This window comes from Geobacillus sp. 46C-IIa, assembly GCF_014679505.1.
Lineage (GTDB): Bacteria > Bacillota > Bacilli > Bacillales > Anoxybacillaceae > Geobacillus.
Map to the genome: position 1 here is coordinate 42,660 of NZ_CP061474.1, position 20,250 is coordinate 62,909.

Below are 20,250 nucleotides of genomic sequence, written 5' to 3' on the forward strand. Positions count from 1 at the left end.
AAAATGAAAAAATTATTAAATCTTAATCTTTCAGTTTTTTATTTACTTTTTCTTAATATAAATATGTTTGTAGTAGTATCACATTTCGGACAAACATTTTTGTTTGGAACAAATTTGTCTTTTATATTCTCTGCTTTTTGTTTTTTATTATTCTTAATTACATTAAATAGAATCCCTATTTCGATATCCGTTGCTTATTTCATACTGATAATATACAGCCTTGCAGTCACAATTAATGGTCGTGATTTTTATCATTGGGCAATTTCCTTGTTTACACTTTCAACAATTTGTTTGTTTGGATTCGTTCGAATTAGAGAAGAAGAATATTCAATAATGTTTTTTATTTCAAGCTTATTCTCACTGTGTGTAATTTTCCTATATACCAGTATAGGATTTTTGGGTAATTGGAATCCGAACTCAATGAGTATGTTTACTACCTTTGGACTTCTCGGTTTCTTTATTCCGTTTTTTCTCAGTAATTCTAATAAAAAGAAAATGTTTTATTTTACATTTATTTTATTATCCATTTACTTTGTCTATTTAACAGATAGTAGAAATAATATAATGATTTTCTCGATATTACTCTTTTCAATTCTCACATATAAGATAAACCAAAGAAAGATTTTATTTCGGCTATATTATATTATAGCGTTTTTAAGTCCATACATTGCTGGAAAAGCAGTCTCTTTTATTAGTGAATCAAAGTATTATGAAGCTATTTTAGTTTATTCCTACAAGTATTTTGGTAAAACTTCTTTAACTTCAGGTAGAGAACAGTTTTGGGCGTATATAGAAAAAATTAATTGGGGGTAACTGGTTATTAGGGACTGGGAAGAGCTTATATAACATCATTTATTCACATAATATATTTTATTCTGTTCAATACTTTTTTGGAGCAATAGGTTATTTTTTGTATGTAGTTTTTATTGTTTTTGTGTTGGAATATATTTATAAAAATGCAAAAAAAGATAAAATTAGCATGGGTTGTGTTTATCTTTTTATTGCCATATTTTTTGGTCAAGCTGCAGAAAATGCATTATTTACTTCAGATACCTCATATTATTTACCTTATGTATACCTATCAATTGGGATATTTAGAGCTAAATATATAAAAATAAACTCCAAAAAAACATCCATGAGTAAATTTTACTCTCCACCCAAGCATGAAAATGCCGCTCATGGATAGTTTATTTTCACAGTAAACGCTCATTGAGTAAAGTTTTACTCTTCACCCGCGTATGAAAATAACCGTTCTTGGATCGGTATTTTCATAGAAAAGGAGTTGTGAATAATGAACAGACGAAATAATAATATTTTATATCGAATATCAGTCTGGATTAAGACTTTTTATTATTTCTTGTTCTCTATTAAATGTGTGAATAATGCAGAATTTTTAACACCAATTGGAACTGTTAGGGAGATAAAATCAAATAAAAAGTCATTAATTAGGTTTGGTGACGGAGAGTTTAATATTATTTCGGGGAAGGGAATCCGTTATCAAGCGTTTTCAGAAGAACTACAGTTTGAGTTAAAGGATATTATTGAAAGATATATAGATTCAAAGGGTCGTACACCTTATCATTTGGCCTTACCATCTGACTTTTTAAAATGTAATGGTTTAAAATTACTTAAAAAAAGAGTATATGTGGCAAGTTGGTCTTTTTCTAGATGGTTTTTTAAAAAAAACTATGATAGGTGTGTGCAGTATGGTGATGCATTTCTTTTCGCGAAAGAATATGAAGAAATTTACAGATATTTATGGGAAGGTGTACAAACAGTAATATTTGTCCATAATGATCGGAAATATGCCGAACAATTTTCGAGAAAATATAAAATAAACACAAAATTTGTTCAAGTTCCAAATAAAAATGCATATGAAAAGAAAGAAGATATACTTTCTAAAATTTATGAGGAAATTAGGGCTTGTGGAGGTATTAAGATAGTAACATTAGTGTCAGCTGGACCTTGTGGAAAGGTATTAGTGAAAGAGTTGTCAGATAAAGGATACTTGGCTTATGATACCGGACATTGCTGGGATAACCCTTTGGAATTAATTAAATAGTAAACATCCATGAGTCATTTTTACTTCTCACCCAATCATGCAATAACACTCATAGACCATTTACAGAAAACTCACATGGCGGTCGTTCTTCCCGCCTCGACCATCTAAAATGAAAAATGTGCCGTTGGAATGACAATAACAGCCGCTTTATTTTTCCATACAAAAAAGTTTTACATTCTAATGCTTAAATTTTAAGGAATGAATATATCGATGAATTATATAAAACGATTTATTAAAACATCTGGAGTGTTTTTTATTGGTAATACATTAACAAAATTAATAAGCTTTTTCTTGTTACCATTGTATACTTTTAAAATAGCTCCTGAATCATATGGGTATTATGACCTGACAATTTCGTTAATTAATCTTTTAATTCCTATTATTTTCTTTCAAGCTTGGGATGGTGTATTTCGTTTTACTTTTGAGTACGAAAAAAAGTCTGAAAAGTATATGGTGATATCAAACGGAATAACAATCCAATTTTTCGGTCTATTGTTATATATTATCTCATTTTTTGTCTTAACCAACTCTCTGAAATATGATATTGATTACAAATATTTGATTTTTATATATGGAATACTATATGCTTTTCAATATTTTTATAATTGTGTGGCTAGAAGCTTTTCTAAAAATGCTTTATTAGTTGTAACGGGATTATTGAATAGCATAATTAGTATTGTGCTTAATGTAACATTAATCTCTATTTATGACATGGGGATAGAAGCGTTGTATATTTCTTATATAATTGGAACTTTGATTCAATTACTTATATTGGAGAAAAGGTTAATGATAATTAATAACTTTAAGATAAGTATAATCTCTTTTCGTTTAATGAAAGAACTTGTAGTTTTTGCATTACCACTTTGTGTAGTAACTTTGTCTTATTGGCTTTTAAGTGGACTAACAAGACTTGCAATTAGTAATGAGTTAGGAATATATGAAAATGGACTATATGGAGTTACTAACCGTTTATCTAGTATTGTTGTGTTAGTAGTTAACATTTTTCAATTTGCTTGGTATGAAATGTCGTATTCGATGTGGAAAGATGATAATAAAAAAGATTATTATAAATATAGTTTAAATTACATATTAAAAGTTATTTTATATATAGGTTCAGTAGCATTAATCCTTATAAAAATTATATTTCCATATTTGATTGCAGAAGCATATCAAGGTGCATTGATAATTATTCCTATTACATTTATAGGTGCATTAATTAATTCCTATGTAAGTTTTGCAAGTACATTATTTTTAGCTGAAAAAGAGTCTAATAAACTATTAATGCCAACTCTAGTGAGCGCTATAGTTAATATTCTTGGATTGATATTATTTACTAAAAATTTCGAATTGATTGGAGCGACGTTTTCCCTAACACTTGCTTTTTTTTGTTAATAGTTTAATAATTACTAATAATCTACATAAACAATACAAAATTGACTTGAATACTCGTGATTTATTAAAAGGTTTATTGGTGTTGACTATAGCGTTACTAGTCTTTTATATTGTAGAAGAAACATACTACTTAATTATTTTTGCTTTATTTTTAGTATTTTTATCAATATATGTTTTTAAAGATACTTTTAAATTATTATTTAAGTTATCAAGGAGTTAAATAATGGAAAAAATATTCTTTTAAACCCGTGGTGCTAGATAAAATCTCGAGCCATAAAAACAGCCCTTGCATGAGGATCTCCTTTAATAATGAAAGTGCGGACAAACATCCAAAAGGAGAAGTCCTATGCAAGGGCATTTTCATTTTACAATAGACCAAGCAAAAATTCAAAAACAATATGCCGCGATCTTATTCTTTGTATCAGCACAACTGTCTTGTATTCAGATGTATTTACAACATCGAAATCGTCATTTATTGAAGTAAGAGGATGAGGTCATCATCGCCATTTACGTTCTTGAAAATCGCTGGGCTTTACTTCGTAACGAGCTTGGCATCGATTTGTCATTGGAAACTTATTCACAAAGGAAATGTTCCCAGAGTGCTCTCGAGCAACCGTCGATGCCGTTCACTGCTTTGGGTGATCAAATGGATTCATCACCAGCTCGACAAACGTGGATAACATCACGTTTATGTTGCATTGGATAGCTTATCCATTTGAACTATGCCACCATGCGCGAATGTATCGTGTCAAACGGTTTCAGGGAATCGCAGATATGGAGTATTGTTCATCCGAAAAGATGGTTTACTATGGGTTTAAGCTTCATCTTCTGATCACCGGCCGGGCGCTTCCGATGGGATATGTCGTAGCCGAAGCATCCTGTCACGATCGGACAGCTGCGGAAACAGTGATTGTCCAACTTCCTCATCCCCGTACACTTGGCTACAAAGGATATGTGAGCCAAGCCTTGCAAGAGAAACTGTACGATGAATATAGATCGATTTTTGGACGCCTGCTCGGAAAAATCAACGTGTTGTGCAATCAAATCAAGGAAATTCGTTCCAATTTGGTTTCTAGATTTGAAACAACGCTTGGTGGTATTTTATTGGCCTATTTGTTCGTTGTTCTTGGGCTAGTTGAGTGTTGAAGCTCAACTAGTACCACGGTTTCTTTTAAACTATATACAACTAATTTGATTTTTCGGCATATAGCCCAGTTGTTATCGAGTTAGTTTAATACTATTTTTTGTATACTAGAGAACTGTTAGCATGTTGAAAGAGTTAATCAGTTATAGAATAGTATCACATAATATATAAATAGTTTAGGAAGGGAATAAGATGAAGTACACGGTATTTACTCCAACCTATAATAGAGAAAGATATTTAGGCAGATTATATCAATCGTTAAGAGCACAAACATACAAAGATTTTGAATGGCTAATTATTGATGATGGATCAACTGATAACACAGAGCAAAAAATAAAAGACTACATTAATGAAAATGAAATTTCTATTAGATATATTCGCCAAAATAATGGAGGTAAGCATCGGGCTTTTAATAGAGCAATTGAAGAAGCAAAAGGAGATTTTATAATTTGTGTGGATTCAGATGATTATCTAAAGGACTATGCTATCGAAAAAATTGATAAGTTTTCCCGTGTACCTCATGGTGTGATGGCTTTATGTTTTTTATGTATTGATGAAAAAGGTGATATCATAGGAGATGAATTCCCCAAATCCAAATCCGTGTTTAATTTAATTGATTTAACTTACAAGTATAAAGTAAGAGGTGATAAGCTTTGGGTATTTAAACGCGATATATTAATTAATTACAGATTTCCTGAATATGAAGGGGAGAAATTTGTTACTGAAGGAGTACTTTTATTTCAAATGGCGCTTAAGTATGATATTTTTGTTGTTAATGAAGCGTTGCAAGTTCATGAATATCAGGATGATGGATTAACCTCTATTGGAAATAAAAAGCTTTTTAAAGACAATCCTAAAGGCGCAAAAACGTATTATAGATTATTATTAAAAATTGCACCGAGTTATAAATATAAACTCTTTTATATTTATAATTATCTTTATATAGCTTGTATGGGAGGATAAAATGGTAAATTTAGTTAAACGATTGTTAAGAATGATATATTTAAAATATAAGTATAGATGGGCTACTATTGACTCCTTTTATGTTGATCGAACCCTTAAAATATCCAAAGGTGCTAGAATTAATAAGGGGGTAATAATTGGGAAAAATGTTACGATTGATGAATACACATATATAAATAATAATTCAGTAATATTTAATACTAAGATAGGAAAGTTTTGTTCAATCAGTTACAATTGTATGATTGGATTACCTGATCATCCTATCAAGCATATAAGTACCTCACCGTTCATCTATTCCGAAAATAACATTTTGCAGATCCCAAGGAGCTTTGAAGAATCAAAAAATCAGACGATAATTGGAAATGATGTCTGGATCGGTGCTGGTGCAATAGTTATGAGTGGGGTATCAATAGGAGATGGTGCGATTATAGGTGCGGGTTCAATTGTAACGAAAGATGTACCTCCATATGCTATTGCAGTAGGTAACCCTGCCAAAGTAATTAAAATGAGATTTGATAAAAATCAAATAAGCTTTTTAGAGCAATTTGAATATTGGAATAACTATAATACCAAGAAAGAGGAACTTGTCCAGTTAGTATTAAAAAAGGAAAATTGGATAGAAAGTATTAAGCAGTAGGTAATCATTCCCTAAACGTCAAACTCTATACACTTAAATAACACTCTCGATTCATTAGATAATCTCTTTGAAGTATATAAAAGAAGTCTAAGATAAGAAGAAAATAAAGGAATAAAATTTGTCAATGTTTTTGGTAAAGAAAACGCTCATGAGTAAAGTTTTGCTCTCCACCTGCCACATGAAAATAACCGTTCTTGAATCGGTATTTTCACAGAAAAAAAGATTCTTATGCAATCTTGGTGATAGTGATAGGAAGGAGCTATACAAATACAGATTGATTGATTTTCCGACATATGCAAACTGTTTTAATCGTTCTTTCGATCGACTCAAACGGTCTTGCTTATGTCGTTTTTTCAATATGAATTTATATAATTGAGAAAACTGGTGTACAAATTATAATTTTTTAGCTTCTCATTCTCAGCGATCTCGATTTTTCCTCCAAAGTGTATTTGATAATTTAATTTTGAGCCACCCTAAAATTTATTAGTGGAAAATCTGGGGTGTCTTGACATGGAGTTGATAGAGGCATGATTTTGTTCGAAAGGTGACACAACAAGGTGTTTCGAGAGGCGTTAAGCCTATCATGCCTCTTACTCCATATCAAGAAAGCGCTCAAACTGGAAATGGGTTAGCTCACATTTTCGTGAGCGAAGTGGATCAATAATTATGTGAGCGAAAATACAAAGATTGTAAGAACAATTTTTTTGCTGAAAACATATTTGGTTTACATATGAATATCGAACGAGTATTCAATGATCTTAAAATCAACGGGTTAGAATAGCCGTGTTAGTACTGGTTTCGTCGCTATCGGCTGCATGTTCAATCATGAATAATTTGTAATTTTGAGTTTCAATTCTAGTTTTGTAGCACCATCTAGTTGTATAAGTTTAATTTGAGGTGAATTTGTGTGAAAATCCTATATATACATCAATATTTCTCCGCTAGAAACGGTACCACAGGTACTAGATCGTATGAGTTCTCAAAATATCTAGTTAAACGAGGTCATGCCGTAACAATGCTCACTAGTAATGTTTTTGTTAAGTCTTTAAGGCCAGAAAAAACACATATGCTATATGATGAGTATGAGATTGATGGCATTAGAGTTGTTGCTATAAAAAATGACTATTCTAATTATATGAGTTATTTCAAAAGAATATGGTCGTTCCTAAAGTTTATGGTTTTAGCTATATATGTTGGCCTTAAATTAGAGAAACACGATATTGTATATGCTACATCAACTCCTTTGACAGTTGCTTTACCTGCGTTAATAATAAAAAAAATAAAAAGAGTCCCTTTTGTTTTTGAAGTAAGGGATCTTTGGCCGGAGGCACCAATTCAAATCGGGGCTATAAAATCACCCTTTTTGATCAAAATACTTAGAGCTTTTGAGAAAAAAACTTATAGGGAGGCTGGTAATATAGTTGCACTTTCTCCGGGAATGCAGGAGGGAGTAATTAGTACTGGTATAAATCCTAATAAAGTTAGGATGATACCAAACTGTTCAGATATTGATTTATTTGGAAGAGAAATAAACGAAAAAGATAAGCAGGTACTTATTGATAAATATCAATTGCATGGAAAGTTTGTAGTTATTCATGGCGGCTCGATGGGGGTAGCGAACGGATTAGATTATATTATAAAAGCAGCTATTGAACTGAAAAAATTAGGAGATCATGATGTTGTATTTATTCTAACAGGGGATGGTAAAACTAAACCTTATTTGGAACAAATGTGTAAAGAAAATAATCTTGATAATGTTATTTTCACTGGTGCTGTACCAAGACAGGAGATGCCTAATCTGTTAGCAATTTCTGATATAACAATCACTTCTTTCAAAAATATACCAATACTTACAACAAATTCACCAAATAAATTTTTTGATTCTTTAGCTGCTAGTAAACCGGTTATAGTGAATTCTAATGGGTGGACGAGGAAAATTGTAGAAGACTATAGTATTGGGTATTATGTTGATCCTGATCATCCTATTCAATTGGCTCAATTGTTATTAAAAATAAAAGATAAAAGAGATGTACTGAAAGAAATGGGGAAAAGAGCAAGAAAGTTAGCAGAAGAGAAATTTGAGAGAATCAAACTAGCAAAACAAGTTGAACAAGTATTAATAGATACATTAAATAAAAAGTAATGTAAAATAAAGACATTGTTTATTTTAATTAAAAGTTAGAACTTATTACTAAAGTAGCTCTACATGTTTAAATATTTTTTATGAGATTTATCTTAAAAAAATCGGCTATTTTTAGAAAGGGATATGGGATCATATGAAAAAAATTGCAGTAGTAGGAACAGGTTATGTTGGTTTAGTTACTGGTGTTTGCCTTTCCGAAATCGGTCATGACGTGACTTGTATCGATATAGATGAACAAAAAGTGGAGAAGATGAAAAAGGGAATTTCACCGATTTATGAACCTGGTTTAGATGAGTTAATGAAAAAAAATATTAAAAGTGGTAGACTCCATTTTACAACAAGTCACCAAGAAGCATTTAAAGATGCGGAAGTAGTCTATATTGCGGTAGGTACACCACAAAAAGAAGACGGTTCTGCTGATTTGCGATTTGTCGAGCAAGCAGCGAAAGATATTGCTGAAAATATTGAAAAAGATGGGGTCGTTGTTGTTACAAAAAGTACTGTACCTGTTGGAACGAATGATAAAGTGAAAAGTTGGATCAAGAGTCATCTAAAAAAAGATATCCATTTTGATGTTGTATCGAATCCAGAGTTTTTACGGGAAGGGTCGGCGATATACGATACATTCCATGGTGATCGAATTGTGATTGGAGCCGATAACGAACGAGCTGCATCTATTATTGAAGAAGTGAATAAGCCGTTTGGTATCCCGATTTTTAAAACGGATATCCATAGCGCTGAGATGATTAAATATGCTTCGAATGCCTTTTTAGCAACAAAAATCAGCTTTATTAATGAAATCGCAAATATTTGCGAAAAAGTCGGTGCCAATGTTGAGGATGTTGCGTATGGAATGGGGTTGGACACACGTATTGGCCCGCAGTTTTTACGGGCAGGCATTGGCTACGGCGGCTCATGCTTCCCAAAAGATACAAAAGCACTAGTGCAAATTGCTGGAGATTTCGACCATAAGTTTGATTTGTTAGAAGCTGTAATCAATGTGAACAATAAACAACAGGTAAAACTAGTAGAAAAAGCACGTAATCGCTTTGGTAGTTTGCAAGGGAAAAAAGTCACTTTACTTGGTTTAGCCTTTAAACCGAATACAGATGATATGCGTGAAGCAGCTTCCATTGTTATTGCTAAAGAACTTGTAAAAGATGGTGCTTTTGTTGTTGCTTATGACCCAATTGCGATGGAAAATGCAAAACGTGTTATTAGTGATGAAATTATGTATGCTAATTCTATAGAAGAGGCACTTCAAGATGCCGATATTGCAATGATTGTGACAGAATGGGATGAAATTAAAAACTTATCATTAGATACGTTTGTAAGATTCATGAAAACTCCAGTTGTATTTGATGGTCGGAACTGTTATGCTTTAGAAGAAGTAGCAAAACATAATATTGAATACCATTCTATTGGAAGAGAAAGTATTTTAAGAAATAATGTAGTTAATATTTAACCTAGGAGCTTTATACGACTGTAAGCTCCTTTTTATTTTGTAAAAAAGAAGTTTTTATGGAGGAACCAAAATGACAATCCTTGTGACAGGTGGTGCCGGTTATATCGGTAGCCATACCTGTGTTGAATTATTGAATGCAGGATATGATATTATTGTGGTAGATTCATTTGTAAACAGTAAGCCGGAAGCGTTAAAACGAGTCAGCGAGATTACAGGAAAGGAGTTTCCTGTTTATCATATCGATTTGCTTCAGAAGGATGAGCTTGAAACGGTATTCTCTAAACATTCCATTGAAGCGGTGATCCATTTTGCTGGGTTAAAAGCCGTTGGGGAGTCGGTAGCGATTCCCCTTCGTTACTATCATAACAATATTACTGGTACGTTAATGTTATGTGAAGTAATGCAAGCGTACGGTGTGAAGAAGATGGTATTTAGCTCTTCGGCAGCAGTATACGGAACACCGAAGCGTGTGCCGATTTCTGAAGATTTTCCACTTCAAGCAACAAACCCGTATGGACGAACGAAGCTGATGATTGAAGAAATTTTGCGTGATTTGTATATTGCCGATAATGAATGGAGTATTGCGCTTTTACGTTACTTCAACCCGATCGGCGCTCATCCGAGCGGGCGGATAGGGGAAGACCCGAACGGTGTTCCGAACAACTTAATGCCATACATTACCCAAGTCGCAGTCGGGAAGTTGAAAGAACTGCGTGTATTTGGCAATGATTATCCAACGGTTGACGGCACAGGAGTCCGTGATTATATTCATGTTGTCGACTTGGCTTTGGGCCATGTAAAGGCATTGGAGAAGGTTCTCGAGACAACAGGAGTGGAAGCATACAACCTCGGTACAGGACGGGGATATAGCGTCCTTGAGCTTGTATCGGCATTTGAAAGAGTGACAGGAGTGAAAATTCCGTATACTATCGTCGATCGCCGTCCTGGTGATGTAGCGGTGTGCTATGCCGATCCAACGAAGGCGAAGGAAGAGCTCGGTTGGGTGGCGACAAGAGGGATTGAAGATATGTGCCGCGATGCGTGGCGGTGGCAGTCGCAAAATCCCAATGGGTATGAACAGGTGGCGGAGCCAACAGCCAAACTACGATGACAACGGGAGGGATGGTCTATTCTGAAGCGGAGTTTTGACTTCATTGTTTCGCTGATTGCCCTTGCTGTTTTATCGCCGATCATGGCGGTAACGGCTATTCTTGTGCGTTGGAAGTTGGGCTCTCCTGTCTTGTTCAAGCAACAACGCCCTGGTTTGCATGGCAAGCCTTTTTATTTGTATAAATTTCGTACAATGACAGACGAACGAGATGAAAATGGAGAGCTTTTACCTGATCATCTAAGACTAACGCAGTTTGGACAGTTTCTTCGAAAATTCAGTTTAGATGAACTACCACAGTTATACAATATTTTGAAAGGCGATATGAGTTTTGTGGGACCAAGGCCTTTATTAATGAAATATTTTCCTTATTATACTGATAGGGAGAAAAAAAGACATAATGTGAGACCGGGTATTACTGGTTTAGCACAAGTTTCAGGTAGAAATAATTTAGGCTGGGATGAGCGATTAGAACTAGATGTAAAATATGTGGAAAATTATAGTTTTTGGTTAGACCTAAAAATCATATTTTTGACAATCAAAAAGGTGTTAAAGAGTGAAGATGTTGTAATTGATCCAAGATCTACAATGAAGGATTTAGATGAAGAGCGGTCTGTGAGACAGGAAAAGACTGTTATTAAATAAAAATATTATTTTAGGTGATGACTTTGTTGCCAATAAAACAGATTGAGAGTAAAGATTATAAAAGGGTTTTACAATTAATTAAAGAAGGAATGGATGAGAATATTTTACCAACTACTATTTATTATCTTGATAAGTGCGCTGAGTACATTAAGTTGCTTCTCTCTTCTAATAGTTTAATCAGTGGATATTATTATTATGGATATTATCACGGAGATGAACTAGTTGGGTTCTCTGAGTGGAGAGATCTTGATTACTGCCTTTTCCTTAATAACATTTATATAGACTTAAAGTATCGAAACAAAGGGATAGGAAGTCAATTATTCAATCAAGGTATTGATTTAGCGAAAAGACTACAGAAAAAAACTATTGAGCTTGATGTTTATTCAAATAATAATAGAGCAATAAGATGGTATAGTTCATTAGGATTTGTACCAAAGGTAGAGTCTCATGTTATTGAATTAGATCTTGTTAGGGAACTTTCCACAAATATTACGTATACTATAATTAACTATCCTCAATCCATAAAACTATTAAATGAATTTGGTTTTTCCTATCTGGATATTAACAGTATTACAGGATTAAAAAAGGTAGGTTTGTTAAACCATTCCTATTTTAGATTAAATCATCCTAATGATTTAGAAGATGAAACTTTATTGTATACATTGAAAACTTTTGATCCAAATCGAAAGTTTCTATGCATTACTAATAATCCGCATATTCCAAAACTCTTTGTTCACAAAATAATAGCAAAGTCAATGAGATTACAGCTTCACTTATAATGGGGTGTAACCAATTGTTAAAAATTATTAGCCAAAAAAACGACTGGGAAAGAGTTTTAAATTTATTTAAGAATTTAGATGTTTATTACTCCTACGAGTATGGGAAATTATTTGAAAGAGTAGAAAAAGATGAATTATTAGGAGCATATTTTGAGAGAAGAAATGACAGATTATTTTATCCTTTTATTTTGAGAAGTATAAATATTTTTGAAGGATTGTACTATGATATCGTTACACCATACGGTTATGGAGGACCTTACGTAGAAGGCGATAAAAATATTGTAGGTGAATTTTATAAGGAATTTGAGCAATACTGTAGTGAAAAAAGAATAATTACGGAAACTATTAGATTTCACCCGTTATTAAAGAATCATGATTATTGTAAAAGCGTGATTAATTTACAATATATAAGACAAACAACAGCAGTTGACCTTGAGGATTCCCTAATTAATATTAGGGATAAATATACGAGTATGAATAAGAGAAATATTAAAAAAGCAATAAAAAATAATATAAGGTGCTTTGTTGCAGAGAAAACATTAGAAAATATAAATATTTTCAAAGAATTGTATGAAGAGACAATGGATAGAAATAAAGCTTTGGATTATTATTATTTTGACCAAGAGTTTTTTATAAATCAACTTGAGAATACAAAAATTAGTGAATCATATTTATTATTTGCCGAATACGATTCAGAAATTATTGCTGGAGTTATTGTTCTAATTGGAAAGAATTTTGCACACTATCACCTTGGTGCTTCAAGAACAGAATTTTTAAAACTTAGACCTAACAATTTATTATTCGACTTTATGATTGAATTTAGTAAACAAAAAGGATGTTCATTGCTCCATTTAGGTGGCGGATATCAAGAAAATGATGGGCTATTTCAGTTTAAAACTTCTTTTACTAATGGTAACAATTACGATTATTATATTGGAAAGAGAATATATAATCCGAAAGTTTATGAAGAGTTAAATAGATTAATTGAGGAAAAATACGAAGTTAATCCTAACTATTTTCCAAAGTATAGAGGAATATTAAAAAAGAAATAGGTGTTTGTATTATGAAAAAGATATTTTTATCTCCTCCCCATATGAGCGGGAACGAACAAAAGTACATCAATGAAGCGTTTGAAACAAACTGGATTGCTCCGCTTGGTCCGAATGTTGATGCGTTTGAGAAAGAGCTGGCGGCGTACGTCGGTGCGAAAGGGGCGGCGGCGGTCAGTTCGGGGACGGCGGCGATTCATTTGGCGCTGCGGTTGCTTGGCGTTGAGCGGGGCGATGTGGTGTTTTGTTCCTCGTTGACATTTGTTGCGAGTGCGAATCCGATTTTGTATCAAGGTGCGGAGCCTGTTTTCATCGATTCGGAACCAGATACGTGGAATATGTCCCCACAGGCGCTAGAGCGGGCGATGGACGCAGCGAAGCGGGAAGGGAAGCTGCCTAAGGCAGTGGTGGTTGTGAATTTGTATGGCCAAAGTGCGAAGATGGATGAGATTTTGGCGATTTGCGACCGCTACGGTGTGCCTGTTGTGGAAGATGCGGCAGAATCGCTTGGTTCGACGTATAAAGGAAAGAAAAGCGGCACGTTTGGGGCGTTTGGCATTTATTCGTTTAATGGAAACAAAATTATTACGACCTCTGGCGGGGGGATGTTGGTTTCCGATGATGTGGACGCGCTGCAACGAGCTCGTTTTTTGGCGACTCAAGCGCGCGACCCTGCGCCGCATTACCAACATAGCCAAATGGGCTATAACTACCGCATGAGCAACATCGTCGCGGGCATTGGCCGGGCGCAGTTAGAAGTGCTAGACGAGCGGGTAAAGACGAGACGGGCGATTTTTGATCGTTACGTACAAGCGTTAGGGAAGATTGACGGCATTCATTTCATGCCTGAACTTCAAGGGACGATATCCAACCGCTGGCTGACAGCGCTGACGATCGACCAACAGAAGCTCGGCGTGACGCCGATGGACATTATTAATACGTTGGCGGTGGAGAATATCGAAGCCCGTCCGGTGTGGAAGCCGCTGCATTTGCAACCGCTGTTTGCAGGGGTGCGGTATTATCCGCATGAGGAAGGATGGAGCGTGTCGGATGACTTGTTTGCCAACGGCATCTGCCTGCCGTCCGGCTCCAGCATGACGGTCGAGGAACAAAACCGAGTGATCGACGTGTTTCTTCACGCCGTTCAACGATAAACGAAGATGGACGAGCCTCCTGCTGTCATGATGGCACAGGAGGCTTTTCTTTTCGTATTGTAGGAGGTGACGATCGTGGCAGAGAAAAAAACAATGTTGCCCGAAACAGAGCAATTAAAACACATTTTATTAGAAGCGTGCCTGCGCGGGGAGTTGGCGGCCCATATAACCGCCAAGGATATGGTGCAAGAGCTCATTCAGCAATTAAGGCAAATGTTTAACAATGAATCGTAACGGCAGGGGATCCCCATGTCTTTCTTCCAGTAACAGCCGAAATCCGTCGAAAAGGTGTTCCACTACATTTTGTTGACACCTTCGAACAGCTGTAACTGCTAAACTAAAATGGACAGAATCCGACAAATAAAATTGAACACTTATTTACCAATTTTACTCCGAACAGCTATGATAGATGTTGAATGCTATCTAGCTGTTGGAGGGATGGAAAGGTGGATAAGTGGGAAGTGTACATGGAAATTTATCAGCTCTTAAAGCAAGGATTTAGTAAAGCCACTATCGCTAAAAAATTAAACATATCCAGAACGACATTATATAACTATTTAAAACGTTCGCCAGAGGAAATGACGATATGGCTGGCTTCTACGAAGCAGCGAAGAAAAAAGTTAGACCCTTGCCGAGAGATTATTTTACATTGGATTCAGAAGCATCCAGATCTATCAGCGTCTCAAGTACAAGATTGGCTGGAGGAACAAATATCCTGATCTCCGTGTGGGAGAAAGCACGGTCCGCAGCTATGTGAGGAATTTACGAGAGGAGTGGAACATCCCAAAAGAAACTTCTGTCCGCCAATATCAAGCAGTGCCAGATCCACCAATGGGTCACCAAGCGCAAGTCGATTTTGGAAAAGTCAAAGTAAAAAACCAACAAGGAAAGGATATCGATTTATATTTTATCGCCTTTGTTCTTTCGCACTCCCGTTATAAATACATGGAGTGGCTGAATCGTCCTTTTACGACGAGAGATGTCATCCAAGCGCACGAGAATGCGTTCCAATGGTTTGGGGGAATCCCAAACGAGCTGGTTTACGATCAGGACAACCTGATTGTGGTCAGCGAAAATGCCGGGGATCTCATTCTCACGGCCGAATTTGAAGCGTATCGGAGACAACGAAACTTGATTCTCCATGTATGTCGAAAGGCAGATCCGGAAAGCAAGGGGAAAATCGAAAACGTCGTAGGATTTATCAAACATAACTTTGCCAAACATCGGATCTTTACTACGATCGATGCATGGAATGAACAAGGATGGAATTGGCTGCGCCGAACAGGAAACGGCAGAGTTCATAATACGACAAAAAAGAGACCGGCCGATGTGTTCGAACTCGAAAAAGCACACTTGCGACCGATCTCTCCATCATTGGACGTGACTGGCGTCCCCCAAACAAACCTTACCAACAGTATAACAAGGACGGTGAGAAAGGACAATACCATTCTGTACAAATCCAATCGATACACGGTTCCGTGCGGAACCTATACATCGTTTGGGAAAACGGTGCAAATCGTCATTCAAGAGGCAGAACAAGAACTCCTGATCTATGATTGGGAAACCGGGGAATACTTAGGGAAACACCCGATCACTCACGGCAAAGGGAAACTCATTCAAAACCGGAATCATCTGCGTGATCGAGCGAAAGGGATCGATGTGTATCTCGAGAGGATTGCCCATGAATTTGAAAATCCGGATGCGGCCAAGGAGTATCTCGAACGTATACGAAAAAACTATCCACGATATATACGGGATCAATTACAGCTCATTCAAAAGCAGCTGGCTCAATTTCCACTCTCTCTGTGCAGCCAAGCGCTGCAAAAATGTATGGAATTACAGTTGTATAGCGCCTCTGCGTTTACAGATATGGTCGGTTACTTACAACGACAACATAGACGGAACACTTCCGACAAAGTCGTTTCAGTGAATCGAATTCAACCATTACGTGAGGGGAACCTTTCGGTTTTGGAAGCTCAACCAGCTGTCAGAAGCATCGAAGAATATATGGAGATTTTGGAGGGAAGAACGAAATGAGCCAGCTGGCGAAAGTACAAGAGTTATTGCGAACGCTGCGTTTGACCGAAACGGCTTCGCACCTGCCTGTACTAGTGAAACAAGCAGAAACAAACGAGATGACCTATCTTCGTTTTTTGTCCATAGTATTGCAGTATGAACAAGATTGTCGGGAGAAAAAAGCACGGGAAAGGCGTCTAAAATGGGCAGCTTTCCCGTATTCCAAGACATTGGACGAGTTTCAGCTGGATGAACAGCCATCACTGACAAAACGGCAATTTCATCAATTGCGGGAACTCGCATGGTTAGACCAACTTTTTAACTTAATTTTATTAGGACCGCCAGGTGTAGGGAAAACCCATTTAGCGATTGGACTTGGGATGGAGGCGATTGATCAAGGGTATAAAGTGACGTTTATTACCATGGGAGAGTTAATTCAAGCGTTAAAAACAGAAGAAATCACTCGCAAATCTCGAATTCGTCTTCAGCGTCTAAGAGAATCCAACCTCGTGATTATCGATGATCTCATGTTTATGGCGATGGATCAACGAGAAGCCAATTTATTTTTCCATTTGATCAATGACTTGTACAATCAATCATCCATTATTTTAACGTCCAACAAGGGACCAAGTGAATGGGGAGAACTACTGGGGGATCGGGCGATCACTACAGCCGTATTAGATAGAATTATTCATCGGGCAGAGGTGATTCATTTAAACGGAGACAGCTATCGCATGAAGCATAGAATTTCCATTTTCAGCGATGAAACTGTTCAAAATTAATGAGCAAAAAGTGTTCAATTTTACTTGACGGTTACAACAGCTAGAAAAGACGATCTGCTTATTATATTCAAAAGCGAAAACGGGAATGACTGAACAAAGAAGAGCGATCATTGGAATCAGTTAGGTGATGAAATGAAAAACCGGTGGATGATTTGGGCAGTTGTTCTTGTTTGGTGCGGGATGATTTATTATTTTACCGAATCTCCTCTATTTACTTACAGGCGCCAATACGGCCAACTGGATTCGCGAAACGGTCGGGCAGCTGCCGTTTGTCCATGGCCGTCATATTGATGAAGGGATGGTTTCTTGGAATGCCTTCATGCGCAAGTTTGCTCACGTGTTAGTGTTTGGTTTCCTTGCGGTCGTCATATGGCGGGCGCTCTATCCGCGGCGGTGGGCGATGGTGGGGGCGTGGGTGTTCACTGTTATCTATGCCTGTTTCGATGAGTGGCATCAGTCGTTCCAGCCTGGGCGGACGCCGCTCGTGTCAGATGTCGTCATTGATGCGCTCGGTGCCACGTTGGCGTTATGGATCGTGCGGATGTCGATGCGGAAGGTGCGCCTGTCGTATGGGCAGTCAGTTCGGCAGATAGGGAATATCTTTGGGGAAAGGATGATGTTAGTCTAGATTATAGACACAACGAATAGAGAAAATGTATAGTAAATCTATCAATCATAAGGAGTGTCTATAATGACAAGACGTTTTGATAAAGAATTCAAAATACATGCAGTAAAATTAGTGATCGAGGAAGGAAAAGCGGTCGCTCAAACCGCAAGACAACTCGATATTTCGCCAAAAACTCTTCATAAATGGGTCGCAGATTATAAAAAAGATGCCGAACATAGTTTTGTCGGAAGTGGAAACCTCAAACCAGAAGATCAAGAAAAGCGCGAACTCCAAAAACGCATCCGTGACCTTGAGGAGGAAAACGCTATTTTAAAAAAGGCCATGAGCATCTTCGCCAAAAACCAGAAGTCATTTATCCATTCATTCATACGCATAGAAAGGAGTTTCGCGTGGCGAAGATGTGTGAAGTCTTAGGCGTTTCGAGAAGTGGATACTATGCTTGGATCAAACGGCCGGAGAGCCAACAAAAGAAAAGACAGGAAGCGCTGAAAAAGCAAATCAAAAAGATTCATATCGATTCAAGAGAAACATATGGCAGTCCAAAAATCACAAAAATCCTTCAGAAACAAGGAGTCGAGGTATCTCAAAAAACGGTCGCCACAATCATGAAAGATGGGAACATTCGTTCAAAAACAAAGAAAAAATATAAGGCAACCACGAACTCGACGCATCATTGGCCTGTGTCCCCCAACTTATTGAATCAGCAGTTTGAAGTGAAGGAGCCGAATCAAGTATGGGTGGCGGATATCACGTATATTTGGACGAAAGAAGGCTGGCTGTATTTCGCATCCATCATGGATTTGTTTTCTCGTAAAATTGTAGGATGGCATCTTTCCGAGCGCATGACAAAGGAGTTAGTGATCAAAGCATTCCAACGAGCCATCCATCGGCGAAATCCTCAACCTGGTCTGATCCACCATTCGGATCAAGGGAGCCAGTATGCATCGAATGAATACCAAGCCATGTTGAGGCAATACGGAATCCAGCCGAGCATGAGTCGAAAGGGAAACTGTTATGACAACGCATGTGCGGAATCGTTTCACAGCATCCTGAAAAAGGAACTCATTTTCCACGAAACCTTTACGACAAGGAAAGAAGCGAAACAACGGATTTTTGAATACATTGAGTGTTTTTATAATGCCGAGCGAATTCATTCCGCTAATGAGTACATGTCTCCGATGGCGTATGAGAAGATGCATCAGCAAGGCAAAAAGCAGTGAACTCTTCTCTCCACAAAGTCACGATATAAGGGGCATCTTTCCTCTTGAGAAGGGGAAGGGTTTACCAAACCGTTCTCCTTCTCAAGAGGCCACCAAACGAAGTGCGGTAGTAGGGTTTTAAAATTTTTCTCGATTTTACGTGTCTATTTTCTTGACATAATACCAGGATGATCATGTAAACAGCCCCGTAGAGAAGCGGTTGTTCTTTATCCTATCGAGCCGAGAAGATCTCACTTTCCAGCGTGATTGGAAGGATGAATCGGTGTCTTCCATTATGGATGTTCTCTTTGTACCAAAAGACTTCCTGCAAGGAGGGCTTTGCTTGTTGTCTTAGCCAGGCAGTTGAACCGTGGGAGCGAGCGGTTCACCACCTGCCTTGGGCGAGGATTTCTACAAAAAGAATCTCCCACCTTTTCGCGGTTGCGCAGGTGGGAGGAGGATCAAAGGTATTTAATCATGGCTGTTTCATCGCAACAGTCGAGTTTCGGACAATTGACACAGTCGATCCATACTTTTTCAGGCAGCGTGGCTTTTTCCGCGATTTCAAATCCGCATTTTTGAAAGAACTCGATTTGGTAAGTGAAGGAGATTAATCGTTTTACCCCGAGTCGGGCTGCCTCGTTTGTAATATGGTCAACGAGCATGCGGCCGATTCCTTTTCCCATATGATCAGGGGATACGACTAACGAACGGACTTCCCCGAGATCGTGCCCCAAGATATGCAATCCTCCTACTCCAACGATTTGGTTGTTCTCTCTAGCTACATACATGCATTGCAGGTGCTGATAGATGGATAATAACGAACGCGGCAAGACTAATCCTTTTTCCGCAAAGTGTTGAATTAACGCGTGCATCTCTTTCACATCGCTCGTGACGGCATGGTCGATTTGCATTGGGCTCCCTCGCTATTGTAGAATCATAGATTTCCTTTTTATAAATATACGGTATTTTGTTTTTATATGCAATTGTTAATTTTTCGGTCGTCCTGATTTGTGAGCGATGTCTTACGAGCGAGCTCTAAGAGGAATCGCTGCGTTTCACCGTGGTTCAAGCGGGCATGAAG

The 20,250-nt window shown here is 37.0% G+C and carries 19 protein-coding genes and 1 pseudogene; 19 read left to right on the top strand and 1 reads right to left on the bottom strand.

Features of this window, described 5'->3' with window-relative positions; translation table 11 throughout:
- Positions 1-3: 3 nt before the first annotated feature.
- The 19 genes and pseudogenes from IC803_RS00230 (at position 4) to IC803_RS00315 (ending at position 19,187) form a co-directional block, all read left to right on the top strand.
- A complete protein-coding gene (locus IC803_RS00230) occupies positions 4-813 on the top strand; it encodes a hypothetical protein (RefSeq protein ID WP_190304236.1) in 810 nt (269 codons plus the stop codon).
- A 478-nt stretch (positions 814-1,291) separates the two neighbouring features.
- Entirely contained in the window at positions 1,292-2,062 is a 771-nt protein-coding gene (locus tag IC803_RS00235) for a GT-D fold domain-containing glycosyltransferase (RefSeq protein ID WP_081211412.1), read from the top strand.
- Positions 2,063-2,272: 210 nt separating this feature from the next.
- Complete coding sequence (locus IC803_RS00240) at positions 2,273-3,454, top strand: lipopolysaccharide biosynthesis protein (RefSeq protein WP_223812001.1); 1,182 nt, start codon at positions 2,273-2,275, stop codon at positions 3,452-3,454.
- Positions 3,455-3,800: 346 nt separating this feature from the next.
- Positions 3,801-4,600 (top strand): annotated as a pseudogene (locus IC803_RS00245) (IS982 family transposase).
- Positions 4,601-4,790: 190 nt separating this feature from the next.
- A complete protein-coding gene (locus IC803_RS00250) occupies positions 4,791-5,561 on the top strand; it encodes a glycosyltransferase family 2 protein (RefSeq protein WP_190304237.1) in 771 nt (256 codons plus the stop codon).
- Between the two features lies 1 nt (position 5,562).
- The gene (locus IC803_RS00255; protein ID WP_081211211.1) at positions 5,563-6,198 is read left to right on the top strand and encodes a CatB-related O-acetyltransferase; all 636 of its coding nucleotides are present in this window, start codon (positions 5,563-5,565) and stop codon (positions 6,196-6,198) included.
- 907 nt (positions 6,199-7,105) lie between these two features.
- On the top strand, positions 7,106-8,341 hold the full coding sequence (locus IC803_RS00260; protein ID WP_081211209.1) for a glycosyltransferase family 4 protein: 1,236 nt from the start codon (positions 7,106-7,108) through the stop codon (positions 8,339-8,341).
- A gap of 133 nt (positions 8,342-8,474) precedes the next feature.
- Positions 8,475-9,806, top strand: coding sequence for a UDP-glucose dehydrogenase family protein (locus IC803_RS00265; RefSeq protein ID WP_081211207.1), 1,332 nt, complete (start codon positions 8,475-8,477; stop codon positions 9,804-9,806).
- A 70-nt stretch (positions 9,807-9,876) separates the two neighbouring features.
- Positions 9,877-10,917, top strand: coding sequence for a UDP-glucose 4-epimerase GalE (gene galE, locus IC803_RS00270; protein ID WP_081211205.1), 1,041 nt, complete (start codon positions 9,877-9,879; stop codon positions 10,915-10,917).
- A 21-nt stretch (positions 10,918-10,938) separates the two neighbouring features.
- Entirely contained in the window at positions 10,939-11,559 is a 621-nt protein-coding gene (locus IC803_RS00275) for a sugar transferase (protein ID WP_081211203.1), read from the top strand.
- A gap of 26 nt (positions 11,560-11,585) precedes the next feature.
- Positions 11,586-12,338: a GNAT family N-acetyltransferase gene (locus IC803_RS00280; protein ID WP_158083306.1), complete on the top strand. Its 753-nt coding sequence runs from the start codon at positions 11,586-11,588 to the stop codon at positions 12,336-12,338.
- Between the two features lie 14 nt (positions 12,339-12,352).
- On the top strand, positions 12,353-13,390 hold the full coding sequence (locus IC803_RS00285; RefSeq protein WP_158083305.1) for a lipid II:glycine glycyltransferase FemX: 1,038 nt from the start codon (positions 12,353-12,355) through the stop codon (positions 13,388-13,390).
- A gap of 11 nt (positions 13,391-13,401) precedes the next feature.
- Positions 13,402-14,541, top strand: coding sequence for an aminotransferase class I/II-fold pyridoxal phosphate-dependent enzyme (locus tag IC803_RS00290; protein WP_190304238.1), 1,140 nt, complete (start codon positions 13,402-13,404; stop codon positions 14,539-14,541).
- A 75-nt stretch (positions 14,542-14,616) separates the two neighbouring features.
- Positions 14,617-14,775 carry a YwzD family small protein gene (locus tag IC803_RS00295; protein WP_158083304.1) on the top strand — a complete coding sequence of 53 codons (159 nt, stop codon included), beginning with the start codon at positions 14,617-14,619 and terminating at the stop codon, positions 14,773-14,775.
- A gap of 212 nt (positions 14,776-14,987) precedes the next feature.
- A complete protein-coding gene (locus IC803_RS18450; protein ID WP_369827013.1) occupies positions 14,988-15,260 on the top strand; it encodes a helix-turn-helix domain-containing protein in 273 nt (90 codons plus the stop codon).
- Between the two features lie 112 nt (positions 15,261-15,372).
- Complete coding sequence (locus tag IC803_RS00300) at positions 15,373-16,578, top strand: transposase (RefSeq protein WP_369827012.1); 1,206 nt, start codon at positions 15,373-15,375, stop codon at positions 16,576-16,578.
- A complete protein-coding gene (gene istB, locus IC803_RS00305) occupies positions 16,575-17,339 on the top strand; it encodes an IS21-like element helper ATPase IstB (protein WP_081211197.1) in 765 nt (254 codons plus the stop codon). The genes IC803_RS00300 and istB overlap by 4 nt, the downstream gene beginning before the upstream one ends.
- A gap of 298 nt (positions 17,340-17,637) precedes the next feature.
- The gene (locus IC803_RS00310; protein ID WP_369827011.1) at positions 17,638-17,967 is read left to right on the top strand and encodes a VanZ family protein; all 330 of its coding nucleotides are present in this window, start codon (positions 17,638-17,640) and stop codon (positions 17,965-17,967) included.
- 63 nt (positions 17,968-18,030) lie between these two features.
- A protein-coding gene (locus IC803_RS00315; RefSeq protein ID WP_255508573.1) for an IS3 family transposase occupies positions 18,031-19,187 on the top strand; the annotation gives its coding sequence in 2 pieces (ribosomal slippage) (positions 18,031-18,286 and positions 18,286-19,187; 1,158 coding nt in all).
- A 440-nt stretch (positions 19,188-19,627) separates the two neighbouring features.
- Here IC803_RS00315 and IC803_RS00320 read toward each other — a convergent pair.
- Positions 19,628-20,080 carry an N-acetyltransferase gene (locus IC803_RS00320; RefSeq protein ID WP_081210367.1) on the bottom strand — a complete coding sequence of 151 codons (453 nt, stop codon included), beginning with the start codon at positions 20,078-20,080 and terminating at the stop codon, positions 19,628-19,630.
- Positions 20,081-20,250: the final 170 nt, after the last annotated feature.

Bases quoted from the DNA above. Each gene is read 5' to 3' on its own strand.
- IC803_RS00230 (WP_190304236.1), top strand. From the start codon at position 4: ATGAAAAAATTATTAAATCTTAATCTTTCAGTTTTTTATTTACTTTTT.
- IC803_RS00235 (WP_081211412.1), top strand. From the start codon at position 1,292: ATGAACAGACGAAATAATAATATTTTATATCGAATATCAGTCTGGATT.
- IC803_RS00240 (WP_223812001.1), top strand. From the start codon at position 2,273: ATGAATTATATAAAACGATTTATTAAAACATCTGGAGTGTTTTTTATT.
- IC803_RS00250 (WP_190304237.1), top strand. From the start codon at position 4,791: ATGAAGTACACGGTATTTACTCCAACCTATAATAGAGAAAGATATTTA.
- IC803_RS00255 (WP_081211211.1), top strand. From the start codon at position 5,563: ATGGTAAATTTAGTTAAACGATTGTTAAGAATGATATATTTAAAATAT.
- IC803_RS00265 (WP_081211207.1), top strand. From the start codon at position 8,475: ATGAAAAAAATTGCAGTAGTAGGAACAGGTTATGTTGGTTTAGTTACT.
- galE (WP_081211205.1), top strand. From the start codon at position 9,877: ATGACAATCCTTGTGACAGGTGGTGCCGGTTATATCGGTAGCCATACC.
- IC803_RS00290 (WP_190304238.1), top strand. From the start codon at position 13,402: ATGAAAAAGATATTTTTATCTCCTCCCCATATGAGCGGGAACGAACAA.
- IC803_RS00300 (WP_369827012.1), top strand. From the start codon at position 15,373: ATGGGTCACCAAGCGCAAGTCGATTTTGGAAAAGTCAAAGTAAAAAAC.
- istB (WP_081211197.1), top strand. From the start codon at position 16,575: ATGAGCCAGCTGGCGAAAGTACAAGAGTTATTGCGAACGCTGCGTTTG.
- IC803_RS00310 (WP_369827011.1), top strand. From the start codon at position 17,638: ATGGTTTCTTGGAATGCCTTCATGCGCAAGTTTGCTCACGTGTTAGTG.
- IC803_RS00320 (WP_081210367.1), bottom strand. From the start codon at position 20,080: ATGCAAATCGACCATGCCGTCACGAGCGATGTGAAAGAGATGCACGCG.